Origin of the sequence: Pseudomonas fulva NBRC 16637 = DSM 17717 (assembly GCF_000730565.1) — a bacterium.
GTDB classification, from domain to species: Bacteria; Pseudomonadota; Gammaproteobacteria; order Pseudomonadales; family Pseudomonadaceae; genus Aquipseudomonas; species Aquipseudomonas fulva.
On the sequence record NZ_BBIQ01000031.1, the window covers coordinates 1 to 17,460 of the forward strand.

At 60.5% G+C, this 17,460-nt stretch carries 19 protein-coding genes; 12 read left to right on the plus strand and 7 right to left on the minus strand.

Annotated elements, in window-relative coordinates:
- Positions 1-196 precede the first annotated feature (196 nt).
- Positions 197-1,084, plus strand: coding sequence for a threonine/homoserine exporter RhtA (gene rhtA / locus PFU01S_RS21030; protein WP_028687287.1), 888 nt, complete (start codon positions 197-199; stop codon positions 1,082-1,084).
- Between the two features lie 163 nt (positions 1,085-1,247).
- The gene (locus PFU01S_RS21035; RefSeq protein WP_023534016.1) at positions 1,248-1,529 is read left to right on the plus strand and encodes a hypothetical protein; all 282 of its coding nucleotides are present in this window, start codon (positions 1,248-1,250) and stop codon (positions 1,527-1,529) included.
- 30 nt (positions 1,530-1,559) lie between these two features.
- On the opposite strand, the gene PFU01S_RS21040 is transcribed toward PFU01S_RS21035, so the two are convergent.
- Positions 1,560-3,368 (minus strand): aminopeptidase P family protein, encoded by a 1,809-nt coding sequence (locus PFU01S_RS21040; RefSeq protein ID WP_028687288.1) that lies wholly within the window; start codon positions 3,366-3,368, stop codon positions 1,560-1,562.
- 193 nt (positions 3,369-3,561) lie between these two features.
- Here PFU01S_RS21040 and PFU01S_RS21045 point away from each other — a divergent pair, with 193 nt between their 5' ends.
- Both PFU01S_RS21045 and PFU01S_RS21050 read left to right on the plus strand, forming a co-directional pair.
- A complete protein-coding gene (locus PFU01S_RS21045; RefSeq protein WP_028687289.1) occupies positions 3,562-4,680 on the plus strand; it encodes a DUF3182 family protein in 1,119 nt (372 codons plus the stop codon).
- The gene (locus tag PFU01S_RS21050; RefSeq protein WP_027915734.1) at positions 4,664-5,434 is read left to right on the plus strand and encodes an alpha/beta hydrolase family protein; all 771 of its coding nucleotides are present in this window, start codon (positions 4,664-4,666) and stop codon (positions 5,432-5,434) included. Before PFU01S_RS21045 ends, PFU01S_RS21050 begins: the two co-directional genes overlap by 17 nt.
- Positions 5,435-5,437: 3 nt before the next feature.
- Here the strand turns inward: PFU01S_RS21050 and PFU01S_RS21055 are convergent, their stop codons facing one another.
- Positions 5,438-5,794, minus strand: a complete 357-nt coding sequence (locus PFU01S_RS21055; protein ID WP_027915735.1) for a hypothetical protein — start codon at positions 5,792-5,794, stop codon at positions 5,438-5,440.
- A gap of 52 nt (positions 5,795-5,846) precedes the next feature.
- Positions 5,847-6,881 carry a GlxA family transcriptional regulator gene (locus PFU01S_RS21060; protein WP_028687290.1) on the minus strand — a complete coding sequence of 345 codons (1,035 nt, stop codon included), beginning with the start codon at positions 6,879-6,881 and terminating at the stop codon, positions 5,847-5,849.
- An 82-nt stretch (positions 6,882-6,963) separates the two neighbouring features.
- Between PFU01S_RS21060 and PFU01S_RS21065 the strand changes: the two genes are divergently transcribed.
- Positions 6,964-7,527 carry a cysteine hydrolase family protein gene (locus tag PFU01S_RS21065; protein WP_027915737.1) on the plus strand — a complete coding sequence of 188 codons (564 nt, stop codon included), beginning with the start codon at positions 6,964-6,966 and terminating at the stop codon, positions 7,525-7,527.
- 23 nt (positions 7,528-7,550) lie between these two features.
- On the opposite strand, the gene PFU01S_RS21070 is transcribed toward PFU01S_RS21065, so the two are convergent.
- The gene (locus tag PFU01S_RS21070) at positions 7,551-8,114 is read right to left on the minus strand and encodes a helix-turn-helix domain-containing protein (RefSeq protein WP_028687291.1); all 564 of its coding nucleotides are present in this window, start codon (positions 8,112-8,114) and stop codon (positions 7,551-7,553) included.
- 83 nt (positions 8,115-8,197) lie between these two features.
- Here PFU01S_RS21070 and PFU01S_RS21075 point away from each other — a divergent pair, with 83 nt between their 5' ends.
- From PFU01S_RS21075 to PFU01S_RS21105, 7 genes are all read left to right on the plus strand, one after another.
- Entirely contained in the window at positions 8,198-9,145 is a 948-nt protein-coding gene (locus tag PFU01S_RS21075) for a DMT family transporter (RefSeq protein ID WP_028687292.1), read from the plus strand.
- A gap of 143 nt (positions 9,146-9,288) precedes the next feature.
- The gene (locus PFU01S_RS21080; RefSeq protein WP_027915740.1) at positions 9,289-12,204 is read left to right on the plus strand and encodes a monovalent cation/H+ antiporter subunit A; all 2,916 of its coding nucleotides are present in this window, start codon (positions 9,289-9,291) and stop codon (positions 12,202-12,204) included.
- Complete coding sequence (locus PFU01S_RS21085) at positions 12,204-12,548, plus strand: Na+/H+ antiporter subunit C (protein ID WP_028687293.1); 345 nt, start codon at positions 12,204-12,206, stop codon at positions 12,546-12,548. Before PFU01S_RS21080 ends, PFU01S_RS21085 begins: the two co-directional genes overlap by 1 nt.
- On the plus strand, positions 12,545-14,224 hold the full coding sequence (locus PFU01S_RS21090) for a monovalent cation/H+ antiporter subunit D (protein ID WP_028687294.1): 1,680 nt from the start codon (positions 12,545-12,547) through the stop codon (positions 14,222-14,224). Before PFU01S_RS21085 ends, PFU01S_RS21090 begins: the two co-directional genes overlap by 4 nt.
- Positions 14,221-14,709, plus strand: coding sequence for a Na+/H+ antiporter subunit E (locus PFU01S_RS21095; protein ID WP_028687295.1), 489 nt, complete (start codon positions 14,221-14,223; stop codon positions 14,707-14,709). Before PFU01S_RS21090 ends, PFU01S_RS21095 begins: the two co-directional genes overlap by 4 nt.
- Positions 14,706-14,984, plus strand: coding sequence for a K+/H+ antiporter subunit F (locus PFU01S_RS21100; RefSeq protein ID WP_027915743.1), 279 nt, complete (start codon positions 14,706-14,708; stop codon positions 14,982-14,984). The genes PFU01S_RS21095 and PFU01S_RS21100 overlap by 4 nt, the downstream gene beginning before the upstream one ends.
- The gene (locus PFU01S_RS21105; RefSeq protein ID WP_027915744.1) at positions 14,981-15,346 is read left to right on the plus strand and encodes a Na+/H+ antiporter subunit G; all 366 of its coding nucleotides are present in this window, start codon (positions 14,981-14,983) and stop codon (positions 15,344-15,346) included. Before PFU01S_RS21100 ends, PFU01S_RS21105 begins: the two co-directional genes overlap by 4 nt.
- A 6-nt stretch (positions 15,347-15,352) precedes the next feature.
- Here PFU01S_RS21105 and PFU01S_RS21110 read toward each other — a convergent pair whose 3' ends face one another.
- From PFU01S_RS21110 to PFU01S_RS21120, 3 genes are all read right to left on the minus strand, one after another.
- The gene (locus PFU01S_RS21110) at positions 15,353-15,571 is read right to left on the minus strand and encodes a hypothetical protein (protein ID WP_028687296.1); all 219 of its coding nucleotides are present in this window, start codon (positions 15,569-15,571) and stop codon (positions 15,353-15,355) included.
- Positions 15,568-16,038, minus strand: a complete 471-nt coding sequence (locus PFU01S_RS21115) for a hypothetical protein (RefSeq protein WP_028687297.1) — start codon at positions 16,036-16,038, stop codon at positions 15,568-15,570. Before PFU01S_RS21115 ends, PFU01S_RS21110 begins: the two co-directional genes overlap by 4 nt.
- 458 nt (positions 16,039-16,496) lie before the next feature.
- Positions 16,497-16,901 carry a TraR/DksA family transcriptional regulator gene (locus tag PFU01S_RS21120; protein ID WP_023534004.1) on the minus strand — a complete coding sequence of 135 codons (405 nt, stop codon included), beginning with the start codon at positions 16,899-16,901 and terminating at the stop codon, positions 16,497-16,499.
- Positions 16,902-17,460 lie beyond the last annotated feature (559 nt).

The window sequence follows — 17,460 nt, forward strand, 5'->3', positions numbered from 1 at the left end:
GGCTTGCAGTCGTCCAGCGCGTCAACTTGATGCCCGACTGCGCTGGAGTGGGGCGAATTATAGACACTAATTTCTCAGCGTCAAGCATTAATCTTCTCCGGATGTCATTTCAGGGGAACGCCTAACGCGCTGTTGCTGTCTCTCTCACCATTGCGCACTATAGTGCGCAAAAAACACCCTCAGGTAATTCGCCCTCATGACAAAACCGCCTCGCAGCCTGGCTTCGGTGCTATTCCCAATAGGCCTGCTGCTCATCGCCATGGCATCGATTCAGACCGGCGCTTCAATCGCCAAAAGCATGTTCCCGCTCATTGGCGCACAAGGCACGACCTCACTGCGCCTGATTTTCGCCAGCCTGATCATGATTGCACTCTTAAGGCCATGGCGGGCGCGCTTCAATACTCGCACCCTGCGCAACGTCGTGATCTATGGCTTGGCGCTCGGCGGCATGAATTTCCTCTTCTATATGTCCTTGCAGACGGTGCCGATTGGCATCGCGGTGGCCCTCGAGTTCACCGGACCACTGGCAGTGGCAATATTTGCCTCACGCCGCGCGATCGACTTCATCTGGATCGCGCTGGCCATTTTCGGTCTACTGATGTTGCTGCCCGCAGGCCATGGCGGAGAGGCGCTGGACCCACTGGGCGCGTGCTACGCAATCGGCGCGGGGGCGTGCTGGGCACTCTATATAGTCTTCGGCCAACGGGCTGGTGCTGAACATGGCGTGCAAAGCGCAGCGCTGGGGGTGCTGGTCGCAGCACTGTTCATCGCACCGATTGGCATCGTGCATGCCGGTAGCCTGCTGCTGACGCCCGCGGTCATCCCCATGGCGATCGCTGTGGCGGTATTGTCTACCGCCCTTCCCTATAGCCTGGAAATGGTTGCGCTCACGCGCATGCCCGCGCGCACCTTCGGCACCCTGATGAGCATCGAGCCTGCCTTCGGCGCCTTGTCCGGGCTGCTGTTCCTGGGCGAAGTGCTGTCATTTACGCAATGGCTCGCCATCGGCGCAATCATCGCGGCCTCCGTAGGCACGACTCTGTCCATGCGCCATGGCACAGGACCCGCGATAGTTGCGGATTGACAGGGAAAAACTTTCATCGGAGGCTGCGTGGGTGTTGTGGCGTCACCGCTCGCTGATTAAGCTGTCCCAGCGCAGTCGAATAGGGACGCTGTACTCTTCAGGACGAACCCGAGCGAAAACGACGGACCCAGCCAGCTGATCCGTCCTGCATTTAAGGACAGGAATGAAACGTATTTTGCTCATCCTGGCCATCTTGGCTATTGCTGGATGTGCCGCCACGGCTAAGACCGAGGTCAAACGGGGCAAGAAAGGCCTGCATATCAATTGCTCTGGCCTGTCTTCTTCATGGGACAACTGCTACAGCAAGGCCGCGAGCGCCTGCACCACCCGCGGGTACCGCGTCGTCGCCCGCTCAGGCGACAGCGACGAAGAGGACGGCGATTATCTATTCGGCATCAACCCTGCCGGCTACACCAGCCGCAGCATGATCGTCATTTGCAAATGACCGGGGCAGCCTGTTGGCTGCCCTCATCCACTAAATTGCCACGGTACGTGACAGCAGCCAGGCCAGCGCCTTTCCTTCCAGGAGCGGAGCCAATCGCTCTCGCACCGTGGAGTGGTACGCATTGAGCCAGCAAACCTCTTGCTCAGTCAGCCGCTCCAACAACAGACAACGCGTATCGATGGGGCACAGCGTCAACGTCTCGAAATCGAGAAATTCACCGAATGCACTGCGCCCGACGCTTCGCGCGGCTACCAGGTTTTCAATACGTACCCCCCATTGCCCAGGCCGGTAGGTGCCAGGCTCGATTGAGCTGATCATGCCTTCCTGCATGGCGGTCTGGGGCGTGGGCGCTGCCAGATAGGCGATCACCTGGGGCCCTTCATGAACATTGAGGAAATAGCCCACGCCATGGCCTGTGCCGTGGCCGTAATCGACCTGGTCGGCCCAGATTGGCGCACGGGCTATGGCATCAAGCATGGGCGACAACACGCCACGCGGGAAGGTCGCCCGCGACAGCGCAATCATGCCCTTGAGCACACGGGTACAGTCGAGCTTCTGCAAATCGCTCGGTTGCCCGATGGGGACCATACGCGTGATATCCGTCGTCCCACCGAGGTATTGGCCGCCTGAGTCGATGAGCAGCAGGCCGTCGCCCTCGATCACCGCGTGTGACTGATCGGTGGCCCGGTAGTGGGGCATCGCACCATTGGCATTGAACGCCGCAATGGTCGAGAAACTCAGTGAGACGAAGCCCGGCCGCCGGGCGCGCGCCGCAGTGAGTTGCTCATCGACGGTCAGCTCGGTCACCACCTGGCTCCCTCGCGCTTCTTCAAACCAGGCGAAAAACTCACACAAGGCGGCGCCGTCCTGTTCCATCGCCCGACGAACATGCTCAAGCTCGCCCTCAGCCTTGCACGCCTTGCTCAGGGTGCTGGGATTCGGGCCTTCCACGAGCACTACGCCTTCTGCAAGCGGCTCAAGCAATCCGCACGTCACCCGCGCCGGGTCCACCAACAAGCGATTTCCAGGTGACAGTTGACCAAGCGCGCGGGCGGCCTCGCTGTAGTCTCGTACTTCGATGCCATCCTGGCGCAGCGCCTGACGAAGGGGCTCATCGACTTTTACCGAGGCGATGAAAAGCTGCGCACGCTGCGCATCGATCAGGGCAAACGCCAGAAACACCGGATTGTAGGACACATCACTGCCGCGCAAGTTGAACAACCAGGCAATGTCATCCAAGGTGGCGATGAAATGACTGTCCGCGCCTTTAGCCTGCATCGCCTGCCGCACCCGTGCCAGCTTCTGCGCACGGCCCACCACCGCGTATGGCGCAAGATGTGAGTACACCGGGCTGGACGGTAGCGCCGGCCGGTCGCTCCAGACGCGGCCCAGCAGATCCTGGTCAGTCACCAGCCTTGCGCCTCGTTGGCCAAGGCGCTCTCGCAATTGGCGCGCCGAAGCCAAGGCCATCGCACGACCATCCACACCGGCGCAACCTTGTGGTTGAACCTGTTCAGCCAACCAGTCCAGCGCGCCCGGCTGCCCGGGTGACAATTTCATCAATTCGATGCCGCTACCTGCCAGCTCTCGCTCAGCCTGCTCCCAATAGCGGCTATCGACCCATAGCCCGGCAAACTGCTGGGTGATGATCAGGGTGCCAACCGAACCGGTGAAGCCCGACAGCCATTGGCGACCTTGCCAATACCCTGGCAGATACTCGGAAAGATGAGGGTCGGCCGATGGAACCAGCAGGGCATCAAGCTCTTCTGCGGCCATGGTCGCACGCATCGCGGCAAGACGCTGGGCCGTGGTCTGTTGGGGAGTGGTGTGCACGATCATGCCCTTTTCTGTGGCGACATCGGTTATGCCTGAGCAATTGATGATGGAATAGCTACCCGCGTACTGCAATCAGCAATTGCTGGGCTACACGCCTCTGGGAAAGGTCCTACGCCGGACTGTACCGCCGATCCTGCCATGCTGAACTTAACCAAGGTCCCGGATTCATAGGCAGTACAGTCTCCCTGCAAGGCGGATCGCCATGCCCAATGCCTGTCAGCACAAACAAGGCGTCGTGATACTCGACACTCGCCCCCATACCCCCGATCACGAGCACGCCGTCTACCGCAAGCTATCGGAAGGCTTCGCACAGCTGCTGGGTTGCCCCGTGGTTGACCTGAACGGACCGCCAGAAGCGCACGCCTCCTATTACTACATGCTCACACAACCGTTGGTTGACCCGGCCCATCTGACAGCCCTTGGCATAGAGAGCGAGGCCGACTTTTTCGGCGGTGCCGTCGCCCACCCCTTCATGGCCACCAAAGCCATTTCGCATCCTCTGCCGCCAGGTGCTCCACCGAAGCCTGATTGGCCTGAAGCATTTGCGCGGCAGGCGTGCGAGGCGCTGCTCAAGGGCTACACCGTGTTTGACAAGGCCACCGCACGGCGCGCGGCTCAACTACTTTTGGTGGAGGGGCCCGCACGACTCAAACCCGTGCGCGCATGCGCGGGTCGAGGGCAAGTGGTGTTTTCTACGCTTGAGGAATTCGAACCCCTGCTCTGTTCAGTGGATGACGAAGAACTCATGACCTGGGGCCTGGTGCTGGAGCAGAACCTGAACAACGTCGAGACGTTCAGCGTCGGCCAGGTACGGGTTGCAGGATTGGTGTGCAGCTATTACGGCACACAACAACTGACCCAGGATCACCAAGGTATCGGGGTGTACGGCGGCTCTGACCTGACCTTCGTACGAGGAGGCTTTGCGTCTCTGCTGGGCGAGCCCTTGGAAGACAGCGTTCGCCTGGCGATCGAGCAGGCAATGGCTTATGACCAGGCTGCCGAACGACACTTACCTGGCTTCATCGCCTCACGCCGCAATTATGACATTGCCCGCGGCACCGACACCAAAGGTCAGATCCGCAGTGGCGTGCTGGAGCAATCCTGGCGGATGGGCGGTGCCAGCAGCGCCGAATTGCTCGCCCTGCAGGCATTCGCTGCCAACGGCCTGGTCAATCGAGTGCGCGCTAGCACCCACGAAGTGTTTGGCACGCCCGCGCTACCCGCGCACGCTACTCTCTTTTATCAAGGAAATGACAGTGAACTCGGACAACTCACCAAATACGCGCAGCTCCGACACGTTGGCCATTCAGAGTGAGACGATCGAGTTGCCGGTGAACGGGGATACCATCTGCGCGACCCTGGTCAGCCCCGGCAGCAAAATCCCCGGCATCCTGTTCGTCCACGGCTGGGGCGGTAGCCAGCAACGCGATCTTGCCAGGGCGCGGCACATCACAGGACTTGGCTGCGTCTGCATGACCTTCGATCTTCGTGGCCATGAAAAAACCCAAAGTCAGCGTCTGACAGTGACGCGAGAGCAGAATCTGCAGGACCTGCTGACGGCCTACGACCGGCTGGTCAGTCACCCCACCGTGGACGCCAACGCCATCGCCGTGATCGGCAGCAGCTACGGCGGCTACCTGGCCACCTTGTTGACATCAATGCGCCCGGTCCGCTGGCTGGCCCTGCGGGTACCGGCCATGTACTGGGACGAGGAGTGGAATACGCCCAAGCAGTCCCTGGACCGACAACGGCTCAATGACTATCGCCGTCGCCCCCTGGCGCCATCTGACAACCGCGCACTGGCTGCTTGCGCCGGGTTTGGCGGCGATGTTCTGCTGGTGGAGTCCGAGCACGATGATTACGTACCCCACAGCACGCTGATGAGTTACCGCTCAGCCTTCAGCAGTGCCCACTCGCTCACCCACCGGATCGTCGACGGCGCCGACCACGGCCTGTCCACCGAAGAAAGCCAGAAGGCCTACAGCGCACTGCTGGCGGCATGGATCAGCGAAATGGTCATTGGTGCTCGCCTGGACCGCTATCCCCACTACGCGCCCTGGTACGCATGAAGCTCACACCATCTGGCAGTACAACGCTCCGTCAGGATGGCGAGCCAGACTCCGCAGCGCCGTGAAGGCAGTGAAGTTCACGGCGCTGGCATGATACTGCTGGAGCATGCTCAGAAACGACCCGTCCAGCACTTGCTCGATGGCCGCCTCACTGGCCTCCCGGTTGGTCCACTGCAGCGACTGCAACACACGGCAGCCATCTTCGCTGGCCTGGACACTGACCGCCCGCAGGTCTTCACAGCCTGCTGCCAATGACTCACTGCGCAGCACCAGTGCCTGGGCCAATGCCTGCTGAAAGACGACGGCGACCCGATATTCGATCATCTGGGTGTACCAGATGGCAGGGACACTTCCTGACATCAACAACCTCCTGACAAGGGATACACATCGCAATGCCCGGAAGGTTAAAACCTCAACCAATCTCGAGGTCAAGAGGTTCGCTGTCCATTTCAACCTGCCCTCCAGGCTGTGGTGCCACCACCTGCCGCCGAAACGCACTGGGGGTGACACCTGTAGCGCGCTGAAAGACCTTGCGAAACGCCCCCGGGTCCCGATAACCCACATCCCAGGCGATCTGGTCGACTGTACTGCGCGTGAACTCCAGCAGACGTGCTGCCCGGCACACCCTTATCTGCTGACAGTATTCGGTAGGGCGCAACGCTGTGGCCAAGCGAAACCGCCTCAAGAACGTGCGTGGTTCCAGGCAGGCGCGCGCCGCCATCGCTGCGAGGTCCGCCGTGCGTGCGCCTGTAGCTTGTAACCAGTGCTGAACCTTCAGGACGGCTTCATCGCCATGATCGAGCAACGGGTTGAGGCGAGTACCGGGCAAAGCGTCAGGTACCGGTTCTACTGCCAGGAAGTTCGCGGTGTCGGCTGCAACGGTATTGCCCATAAATCGTTGCACCAGGCACAGGCCCAAAGTGGTCCATGCCATCAGGCCAGCGGAGCTGACGATATCGCCGTCATCGAGCAACGCCTGTTGAACCTCGGCCCTGGTGTGCGGGTAACGCGCCTCGAGTATCTGCACATGATTGCGGTGAGCGCATGCAGTGCGTCCATCCAGCAGACCACAGGCCGCAATGAAGAATACCCCGATGCACACGCAGGCCAGTACGGTGCCCTCCTGATGCAATCGGCACAAAGCCGAACGATGGCGAACCAAGCAGGCGTCGTCGGGAATGGCATGCAGGCTTGGCGGGATGATCAGAACACGCAGTCGAGCATCACTGGCATCCCCTAGTGGGGGCTCAGCCAGCAGCTCCCCCTCCGCACCCACACGCCATACGCTGATACGTACACGAGGCGCCTGGGCCGCACCCAAGGTGTCAGCCATGCGGTTAGCCACGGCGAACAGGTCTTGCAGGCCGTGGATCGCTGCCTCTTGTGCATCGGGATAGCGAAGCAGGCCAATCTCCAGAAAACGAGCCATGTCAGTTTTGCCCCGCATAGTGTCTTTCGCGCCGATTCACGCCTATCGCGCGACAGCCTATAACTAAGCAACCGCCAAAACCACTGCCCTTGGAGGCAACATGAGCACCCATGCACTGATCATCATCGATATCCAGAACGACTATTTCCCAGGCGGAAGGTGGCCACTGGAGGGCGCCGAGCGCGCCGCTGAAAATGCGGCCCGCCTGCTCCAGGCTGCGCGCGATGCGAAAGACTTCGTCGTGCACGTACGCCACGAGTTCGACAGCGCCGACGCTCCCTTCTTTGCCCCAGGCTCTTCGGGCGCAGCCATTCACCCGCGTGTTCACCCGTTACCTGGAGAGGCTGTGATTCTCAAGCACAAGGTCAACGCTTTTCTCTCGACCGATCTTGCGCCGACGCTCGAACGCCAGGGTATCAAGTCGCTGACCGTCGTGGGCAGCATGAGCCACATGTGCATCGATGCGGCGGTGCGCGCAGCAGCCGACCTCGGGTATGTCGTCACGGTCGCCCATGATGCCTGCGCCACCCTGGCCCTGGAGTTCAACGGGAAATGGGTACCTGCTGCACAGGTGCATGACGCATCGATGGCGGCCCTGGCGTTCGCCTATGCCTCGGTGCGCAGCACTGATGCACTGCTCGAAGAGACTGCCGGTCGCACCTGAGCGGCTTTCGGCCAGTACGGCCCTCAGATTACAACGTTGCGCACGAACTTCACTGCCGTCGCGCCATCGTTGCGATAGGCGTAACGGCAATTGCTGGCGAATACGTGAAAGCGGCCCTGCTCGAGTCGGTGCTCGACACCCTCGATGATCAGCGTCAGTACACCTTCGACCACGTAGATCTGCTCGCTCCAGCCTTCGGCATCCGCCTCGCTGCGATAGTGCTCGCCGACCGCCAGCGTCCATTCCCACAGCTCGACTTCACGACGGGCCATGCTGCTTGCCAGCAGGATGGCCCGGCTTTGCGGATGTTCACCCGCCCAGGCCAACTCTTCGATACGACCAGGGTTACGCTGGTCAGGCGCCTGGATCAATGTACTGAACGCCACCCCGAGTGCCTCGGCGATGAGGTCGAGCGTGGTTAGGCTGACATTTTTTTCGCCCACCTCAATCGCCACCAGCATGCGACGACTCACACCTGACCGCTCGGCCAAGGTTGCCTGGCTGATGCCAGCAGCGTTACGCAGACTGCGAACGTTCAAGCTCACGTGTTGCAGCACCGAAGCGCGATGCGAAGCGTCGTTGTGCACTATATTGCTCATCCTTAGTTGTTGCGCAGTATACTGCCCACTTTGCGCCGATTGTGCGCCCTGTCCTACGAGCCTGCAACCGCATGAATCAGTCACGCCCGCAACGCCCCACCCTTACGTTCCGTCTCAGCAAAGCCGAGTGGGTGCTGGTGTTCATCACCATGCTTTGGGGCGGTACCTTCCTGCTGGTACACAACGTGATGGCCGTCAGCGGCCCCATGTTCTTCGTGGGTCTGCGCTTCGCCGCGGCCGCCCTGTTCGTCGGCATGGTCTCGGCGCGCGCCTTGCCAGGGTTGACCCTTGTCGAACTCAAGGCAGGCCTGTCGATTGGCGTGTTGATTATGTTGGGCTACGGCTTGCAAACCATGGGCCTGCAGACGATCAGCAGCAGCCAGTCGGCGTTCATCACGGCGCTTTACGTGCCCTTCGTACCCCTGCTGCAATGGCTGATACTGGGCCGGCGCCCGGGCCTGATGCCCAGCCTTGGGATCGGCCTGGCTTTCGTTGGGCTGATGCTGCTGGCCGGCCCGCAGGCCGGTAGCCTGCACATGAGCGAAGGCGAGCTGGTTACACTGGTCAGCGCCATCGCCATCGCGGGCGAAATCATTCTGATCAGTCGCTTTGCCGGGCGCGTTGACGTTCGCCGCGTTACCGTGGTGCAACTGGCAACGGCCTCGGTGCTGGCATTCATGATGATGCTGCCTACCCAGGAATCGGTACCCGACTTCTCCTGGCTTTTGCTGAGCAGTGCGATTGGCTTGGGCCTGATGAGCGCGGTGATCCAAGTGGCGATGAATTGGGCACAAAAATCGGTATCACCCACACGGGCTACGCTGATCTACGCCGGTGAGCCAGTCTGGGCCGGCCTGGTCGGACGGATAGCGGGAGAACGCCTGCCGGGATTGGCACTGTTGGGCGGCCTGCTGATCGTCATCGCCGTGGTCATCAGCGAGTTGCGAGTACGCCGCAGGCCAGAACCTGCCGATACCGAACTTGCACAGAATGAACGTCAACTCAAGACCGGTCTCTAAAGGTCCGACTGTCCTTTGTAAAAAACTGTTATAAAAAAACAGCCTGTCACAGCCCTTTTGTATGATTCTGCGACAGGTTGTGTGTTGGTCGATGACCCGTCCGGCACGTATGATCCTTGGAAAACCTCTCAGAATAGAACTCTATGTCTTTGATAGTGCTATTGCTTCTGCCGTTCGTGGGCAGTTTGCTGGCAGCCGCGCTGCCGCACAACGCACGTAACGCCGAGTCCATACTCGCCGGGCTCGTGGCCTTGGTCGGCACCGTCCAGGTAGCACTTCTCTATCCACAGGTGGCCCATGGCGGTGTCATCCGTGAAGAATTCCTGTGGCTGCCCAGCCTCGGGCTCAACTTCGTTCTGCGCATGGACGGCTTTGCCTGGCTGTTCTCACTGCTGGTGCTGGGCATCGGTACGTTGGTGTCTCTGTACGCGCGCTACTACATGTCGCCACAGGACCCGGTGCCGCGATTTTTTGCGTTTTTCCTTGCATTCATGGGCGCAATGCTGGGGCTGGTGCTGTCGGGCAACCTTTTACAACTGGTGTTTTTCTGGGAGCTCACCAGCCTCTTCTCCTTCCTCTTGATCGGCTACTGGCATCATCGGGCCGACGCGCGCCGTGGCGCCTACATGGCGCTGATGGTTACCGGAGCCGGAGGCTTGTGCCTGCTGGTGGGGGCGCTGCTGCTCGGCCATGTGGTGGGCAGCTATGACCTGGACAAGGTCCTGGCTGCAGGTGACACCATACGCCAGCATGCGCTTTACCCAGTGCTGTTGCCCCTGATCCTGATCGGCGCCCTGAGCAAAAGCGCGCAATTTCCCTTCCATTTCTGGCTACCGCATGCCATGGCAGCACCCACGCCGGTGTCGGCGTACTTGCATTCGGCAACCATGGTCAAGGCCGGCGTATTTTTGCTGGCGCGCCTGTGGCCAGTGCTGTCGGGTACCGACGAATGGTTCTGGATCGTCGGGGGTGCTGGTGCGCTGACGCTGCTGCTCGGTGCTTTTGCAGCGATGTTCCAGAATGACCTCAAAGGCCTCCTGGCCTACTCGACCATCAGCCATCTGGGCCTCATCACGCTCTTGCTGGGCCTGAACAGCTCGCTGGCCGCCGTCGCGGCGGTCTTCCACATTCTCAACCATGCAACCTTCAAGGCGTCGTTGTTCATGGCCGCTGGCATCATCGACCACGAAAGTGGTACGCGTGACATCCGGCGCCTGAGCGGCCTGGTCCGGCTGGTTCCCTACACAGCCACCCTGGCCATGGTCGCCAGCGCCTCCATGGCGGGGGTGCCGCTGATGAACGGCTTCCTGTCCAAGGAAATGTTCTTCGCCGAAACCGTGTTCATCACTTCCAGCGCCTGGGTCGAAGCCATGCTTCCGGTGATCGCCACCCTGGCCGGCACTTTCAGCGTGGCCTACGCGCTGCGCTTCACGGTCGATGTGTTCTTCGGGCCCACCGCCCAAGACCTGCCGCATACGCCACACGAACCCCCGCGCTGGATGCGCGCGCCGGTCGAGCTGCTGGTGCTGACATGCCTGGTGGTCGGCATTTTCCCCGCCCAGTCCGTAGGCCCGTTGCTGGCCGCTGCGGCACTGCCGGTGGTAGGGGGTACGCTACCCGAGTACAGCCTGGCCATCTGGCACGGCTGGAATGCGCCTTTGATCATGAGCCTTGTGGCCATGAGTGGCGGCGTGGTTCTGTACCTGCTGTTGCGCAAGCAACTGCGACGGGGCCGCTTCCCCTGCCCTCCCGTGATGGGCCGATTCGACGGCAAACGCCTGTTTGAGTACGGCCAGGTGCAGCTGATGCTGATGGCGCGGCGCATCGAGCACCTGCTTACCAGCCGGCGCCTGCAGGCGCAGCTGTTCATGCTGGTGGTAGCCGCCTTCCTCGCCGGCCTGACACCCATGCTTTACAGTGGCCTTACCTGGGGCGAACGGCCCAAGATCCCGGGGTCAGGGGTATTCGTCGCACTCTGGGTGATCGCCATTGCCTGTGCGATCGGTGCGGCGTACCAAGCCAAGTACCACCGTCTGGCGGCCCTGACCATGGTCAGTGTGTGCGGCTTGATGACCTGTATCACCTTTGTGTGGTTCTCCGCGCCTGATCTGGCCCTGACCCAGTTGGTCGTCGAAGTGGTGACCACTGTCCTGATCCTTCTTGGTCTGCGTTGGCTTCCACGTCGTATCGAAGGTGTGTCGCCTCTGCCCGGCAGGTTCGACCGCGCCCGCGTGCGTCGCTTGCGCGACCTGCTACTGGCGGTGTTGGTTGGCGCAGGGATGGCCGTGCTGTCCTACGCCATGCTCACCCGCCCTACGCCCAATGACATCTCATCGTTCTACTTGAGCCGCGCGCTGCCACAAGGTGGTGGTACCAATGTGGTCAATGTGATGCTGGTGGATTTCCGCGGCTTCGATACCCTGGGCGAAATCACCGTGCTGGTCGCGGTGGGGTTGACGGTTTTCGCGCTTCTGCGTCGCTTCCGCCCACCCAAGGAAAGCATGCAATTGCCGACCCAGCAGCGCCAGTTGGCACCAGATGTCGTCACCGACCTGATCAACCCGCGCCACGCTGCCGATACCGCACTGGGCTTCATGATGGTGCCCGCTGTACTGGTGCGCCTGTTGCTGCCAATCGCGCTGCTGGTGTCGATGTACCTGTTCATGCGTGGTCACAATCAGCCAGGCGGCGGCTTCGTCGCCGGGTTGGTGACTTCGGTGGCGTTCATCCTGCAATACATGGTCGCAGGCACCCAGTGGGTAGAAGCGCAGATGCGCCTGCGGCCCTTGCGCTGGATGGGCACCGGCCTGCTCTGCGCAACCTTGACCGGTGGCGGCGCCATCGTGTTCGGCTACCCGTTCCTGACCACCCATACGGCGCACCTGCACCTTCCTCTGCTCGGAGACATCCATCTGGCAAGCGCATTGTTCTTCGACGTCGGTGTGTTCACCGTGGTCGTCGGCTCGACCCTTTTGATACTCACGGCCCTGGCCCACCAGTCGGTACGTGCCTATCGCCCGGCCAGTCCAGGCAAGACCCGTAAAGCAGGAGCCGCCTGATGGAAGAAGTGATCGCAGTGGCCATTGGCGTGCTTGCCGCCTCCGGGGTCTGGTTGGTGCTACGCCCGCGCACCTATCAGGTGATCATGGGCTTGTGCCTGCTTTCCTATGGGGTCAACCTTTTCATCTTCAGCATGGGCAGCCTGTTCATCGGCAAGGAGCCCATCATCAAGGAAGGCGTGACCCAGGACCTGTTGCACTACACCGATCCGCTGCCACAGGCCCTGGTACTCACGGCAATCGTCATCAGCTTCGCCATGACCGCCCTGTTCCTCGTGGTGCTGCTGGCATCGCGCGGCCTGACCGGCACCGACCACGTAGATGGCCAGGAGCGTGAGGAATGAGCGGCATGAGCCAACTGATCGTTGCCCCTATCCTGCTGCCGTTGATTACAGCGGCAGTCATGTTGCTGCTGGGCGAAAAGCATCGATTGATCAAGGCACGGCTGAACCTGCTGTCGACCTTCGCCGGTCTTGGCATCGCCGTCAGCCTGCTGCTCTGGGTGCGTACCCAGGGCCAGGCAGAATCGATCGGCGTCTACCTGCCGGGCAACTGGCCAGCCCCGTTCGGCATCGTGCTGGTATTAGACCACCTGTCGGCGCTGATGCTGACCCTGACCGGCGTCATCGGGCTAAGCGCCCTGCTGTTCGCACGGGCACGCTGGGATGGCGCCGGTGCAAGTTTTCATGCGCTGTTCCAGATCCAGCTGATGGGGCTGTACGGCGCATTCCTGACGGCAGACCTGTTCAACCTGTTCGTGTTCTTCGAAGTGCTGCTGGCAGCTTCATACGGTCTTCTGCTGCACGGGTCCGGCCGCGCACGCGTGCGGGCCGGCTTGCATTACATCGCCGTCAACCTTTTCGCGTCGTCGTTGTTCCTGATTGGCGCGGCAATGCTGTATGGCGTGACGGGTACATTGAGCCTTGCGGACCTGGCCCTGAAGATTCCGCTCGTACCCGAGGCCGACCGCGGCTTGCTGCATGCAGGCGCAGCGATCCTCGCCATGGCGTTTCTGGTCAAAGCAGGCATCTGGCCCTTGAACTTCTGGCTCGTCCCAGCCTATGCGTCTGCCAGCGCGCCAGTGGCTGCACTCTTTGCGATCATGACCAAGGTAGGGCTGTATGCCGTGCTGCGGGTATGGACGTTGCTGTTCTCCGGGCAAGCGGGGGCATCGGCCCACTTCGGCGGGGATTGGCTGGTTTACGGAGGCCTGGCGACCCTGGCCATGGCGGCGGTGTCGATCCTGGCAGCGCAGCGCCTGGAACGCATGGCGGCGTTGAGTATTCTGGTATCGGCTGGGACCTTGTTGGGGGCGGTGGGCTTCTCACAATTGGCGTTGACCGGAGCAGCGCTGTTCTACTTGGTGAATTCTACCCTGGCCTTGTGCGCCTTGTTCCTTCTGGCCGAACTCATCGAGCGCTCGCGGTCTGCCAATGAGTTGCCATTGGACGAGGAAGAAGACGCCATGCCGGCCTTGCTGGAATCGCTTCACCCCCCAAAAGGCATCAACCTCGATGACAATCAGAAAGCCGTCATCGGGCAGGTCATTCCATGGACCATGGCATTTCTGGGCTTGAGCTTCATCGCTTGCGCGCTGCTGATCATCGGCATGCCACCGCTTTCAGGCTTCGTTGCCAAGCTCAACTTGATCAGTGCCCTGTTCAACCCCAACGGTCTGGGGGTTCCGAGCCCATACACACTGGGCGCCGCTGGCTGGGGCCTTGTGGCCTTGCTGGTCTTGTCGGGAATGGCATCGCTGATCGCTTTCGGACGCGTCGGCATTCAACGTTTCTGGAAACCCGAAGAGCGGCCCTCTCCGGTGCTCAGGCGTTTCGAATGCCTTCCGATCGTGATATTGCTGGGCCTGTGCATGCTGCTCAGCTTCAAGGCCGAGCCGCTGCTGCGTTATAGCCTCGACACCGCCGCCAGCCTTCAGGCGCCAGATGCCTATATCGATGCAGTCATGGCGGCGCAGCCGAAACCTGGCCCCACCTCGCTCGACGTTCAGGTGCAGCCATGAGCCGACTCTTTCCTGCCCCCCTGCTATCGGCATGCCTGTTCGGCCTGTGGCTGTTGCTCAACCTTTCGCTGAGTCCGGGTAACCTCATCCTGGCCGCTGTGTTGGGGACACTGGCTCCGCTGCTGATGGCGCCATTACGGCCGCAGCATGCCCACGTCCGACGGCCCTGGGTCATCGTCAAGCTGATCGGCCGGGTTGGGGTGGACGTCATCCTGTCCAACCTGCAGGTCGCTCGCGGCGTTCTGGGTGCTGGAAGGCGACCGCCTCGCTCAGGCTTCGTCCACATTCCCCTGGATCTGCGCGAGCCCCATGGGCTTGCGGCGCTGTCCATGATCACGACGGTGATCCCTGGAACCATCTGGTCGGAACTGGCCCTGGACCGTAGCGTGCTACTGCTGCACGTATTCGATCTGGATGATGAAGCGGCATTCATCCAGCATTTCAAGGAAGTCTACGAACGTCCCTTGATGGAGATCTTTCAATGAGTGGACTGCTCGCCAACGCTGTTCTCGCCAGCTTGTTCATCTTTGCGCTGGCTATGTGCCTTACCCTGCTTCGGCTATTCCGAGGCCCTTCTGCGCAGGACAGGGTTCTGGCCCTGGATTACCTGTACATTCTGGCAATGCTGACCATGCTGGTACTGGGCATCAGGTATGCCAGTGACACCTATTTCGAAGGGGCCTTGCTCATTGCATTGTTCGGCTTCGTTGGCTCCTTCGCCTTGGCCAAGTTCCTGCTGCGTGGTGAGGTGATCGAATGACCGAGGCACTCAATCTGCCGTTCTGGCTTGAAATGATCACAGCCATACTGCTGGTAGCTGGCAGCCTTTTCGCACTGATCGGTGCAATTGGCCTGCTGCGCCTGAAAGACTATTTCCAACGCATGCACCCCCCAGCGCTGGCCTCGACCATCGGGGCCTGGTGCGTCGCGCTTGGCTCGATCATCTACTTTTCATGGCTGAAAGAGTCATTGGTGCTGCACGCGTGGCTGATTCCCGTGCTGCTGTCGATCACGGTGCCCGTGACTACGTTGTTACTGGCGCGCGCCGGGCTGTTTCGCAAGCGTCAGGCCAAAGAGCCGGTACCCGAGGAGGTCAGCAGCGGTCTGGACCGTGGCAATTGACCGCAGTTAGCCTGGTTGCTCACTCAACTGCTGCAGTGCGCGTCTGACCATGGCGACGTAATGAGGCGGGCCTTGGGTATACAATTGGGCAGCTACCCAATCCAACCATCGCCCGCGCATCGCTTCACGGGCTGCGAGCAGCCGCTGCGCCTCGGCCATGGCGCGCGCCTGGTGCTCAAGGTGATAGCGTTCCCGTGATCCAGGCGCTTGTTCTGGCAGCGTCACTCGCTTGCCTTGAACGTCGTCAGCTCACCCTTGCGCCATTTAGCAACCTTGCCGGTTACGGCTTTCAATAGCTTGCCGAGCCCTTCCTGAATTTGCTGCTCGGCGGCAAACACCAGCATCACGCCATGGCCTTCACGCAGTACGACCCCCTCGCCTTCCGGGACCGATACGAACGCGTAGTCGCCTATCCCATACACATTGAGCTTGATATCGCGAAAGCGCATTTCCAGCTTGCCGCCTTCGCGGCTGGGCAGCACAGCGGCACGAAAATGATCGCCGACTTTCAATTCAAGGCGCTGCTTGTCGTCGACCACCAGCGCACTTTCCGTGTCGATCTCGGCCATGTAGAGGCCTTCGGGGTTTTGCTCGGTGACATAGACGAATCGACCCTGGAACAACTGGGCCAGTTTCCCGCGCAAATCGCCAAGGGCGAACAACGCGTGTGTATCAAGAGTGCTGACTGCCAATGAAGTAATCCTCAACCGTTTACAACCCGCCCTCGCAGGAGCTCGCGAAGCACGGCCATTTCAAATCGATAGGCAATGAGATTAATAAAACGCTGGGCGACATGTCTGTGCCCGCTGACGATGCAGCGTGCAGGATTTTTTACTCTAACGGCCGGCGTTGTTGTCGCTTACATACCCTTGGGCCATGCCCAAGCGCTGCCGGCGTAACGTCTGACATTGCATGCCCATGAAAATGCGATTCCGGATGGGTGCATGACCTTGGAGCCTGATGGCGGCTCACACACTATCATCGGCGGGATATCCGAAAACAGTGAAATCCTAGAGAGACGCCATGTTTTAACAGGCTTGCCGGTTACTGCGCAACTGCTCCAGGCGAATTGCATCGGGCGTTGCGGTTTGATGCCTGAAATGCAAAAAGCCCCACGAATCGCTCCATGGGGCTTGGCAACCTGAGCGGCTCAGGCCTGACGCTGATGGCGATCAAGCTGCTCGTGGCGCTCTTGTGCTTCGATGCAGTATTTGGTGGTTGGGCTGATCAGCAAACGCTTGAGACCGATCGGTTCACCGCTGTCGTCGCACCAGCCGAAGCTCTCGTCGGCGATACGGTCCAGCGCCATCTCCAGTTGGGGAAGCAGGCGCTGATCGCGATCGATGGCATTCACCAGCCAGCTACGCTCTTCTTCGACCGATGCTACATCGGCAGGATCCGAGGGGGTATCCAGGCCTTCGATGGTGGCACGGCTCAGCTCGATGCGTTCATGGGTCTCGACTTTCATTGCTTGTAGCAGCTGAGTGAAGAAGCTCAGCTGTTCAGCATTCATGTAGTCATCGGCCGGCATGGCCAGCAACTGTTCCTTGGTCATCGATTTCTCTATGAAAATAGGTGCATTTAGGCGATTCGTTTGCCGCCGACGCCTAGGCATCGGCAGCGGAATTTTTTCAAGCGCCAGTCGGCACTCTTCAACAAGGGGCGGCAGTCTAAGGCGCAGCGTCGCCTTGAGCAACAGCAAAATGGGGTGGCGTTGGCATTCGCTGCTTACAATCCGCCGGCCGGTGCTTGCGTCTGAAGGCCTAGGCGCGAGTTTGAGCAGCGCGGGTAGATTCGGGAACATGTTTACTGCAAGGCAGCGGTAACCTTAGAAACTATAATGCCGTGCTACCTGGATGGCGATGAGGGAGCGCTTCGCACTCCATCGCGGGACAAGCCCGCTCCTACAAAGGGCGCTTCATATACATGCCATTTATAAGCCTCACTGTAATAATCAATTACGAGGCAGCAACCACTGAGCGCAACGAAACTTCAAATTCAAGATCAACACGCCCATCCCGATCTTGCTCTTGCTCTTGCTCTTGCTCTTGCTCTTGCTCTTGCTCTTGCTCTTGCTCTTGCTCTTGCTCTTGCTCTTGCTTTTGCTTTTGATC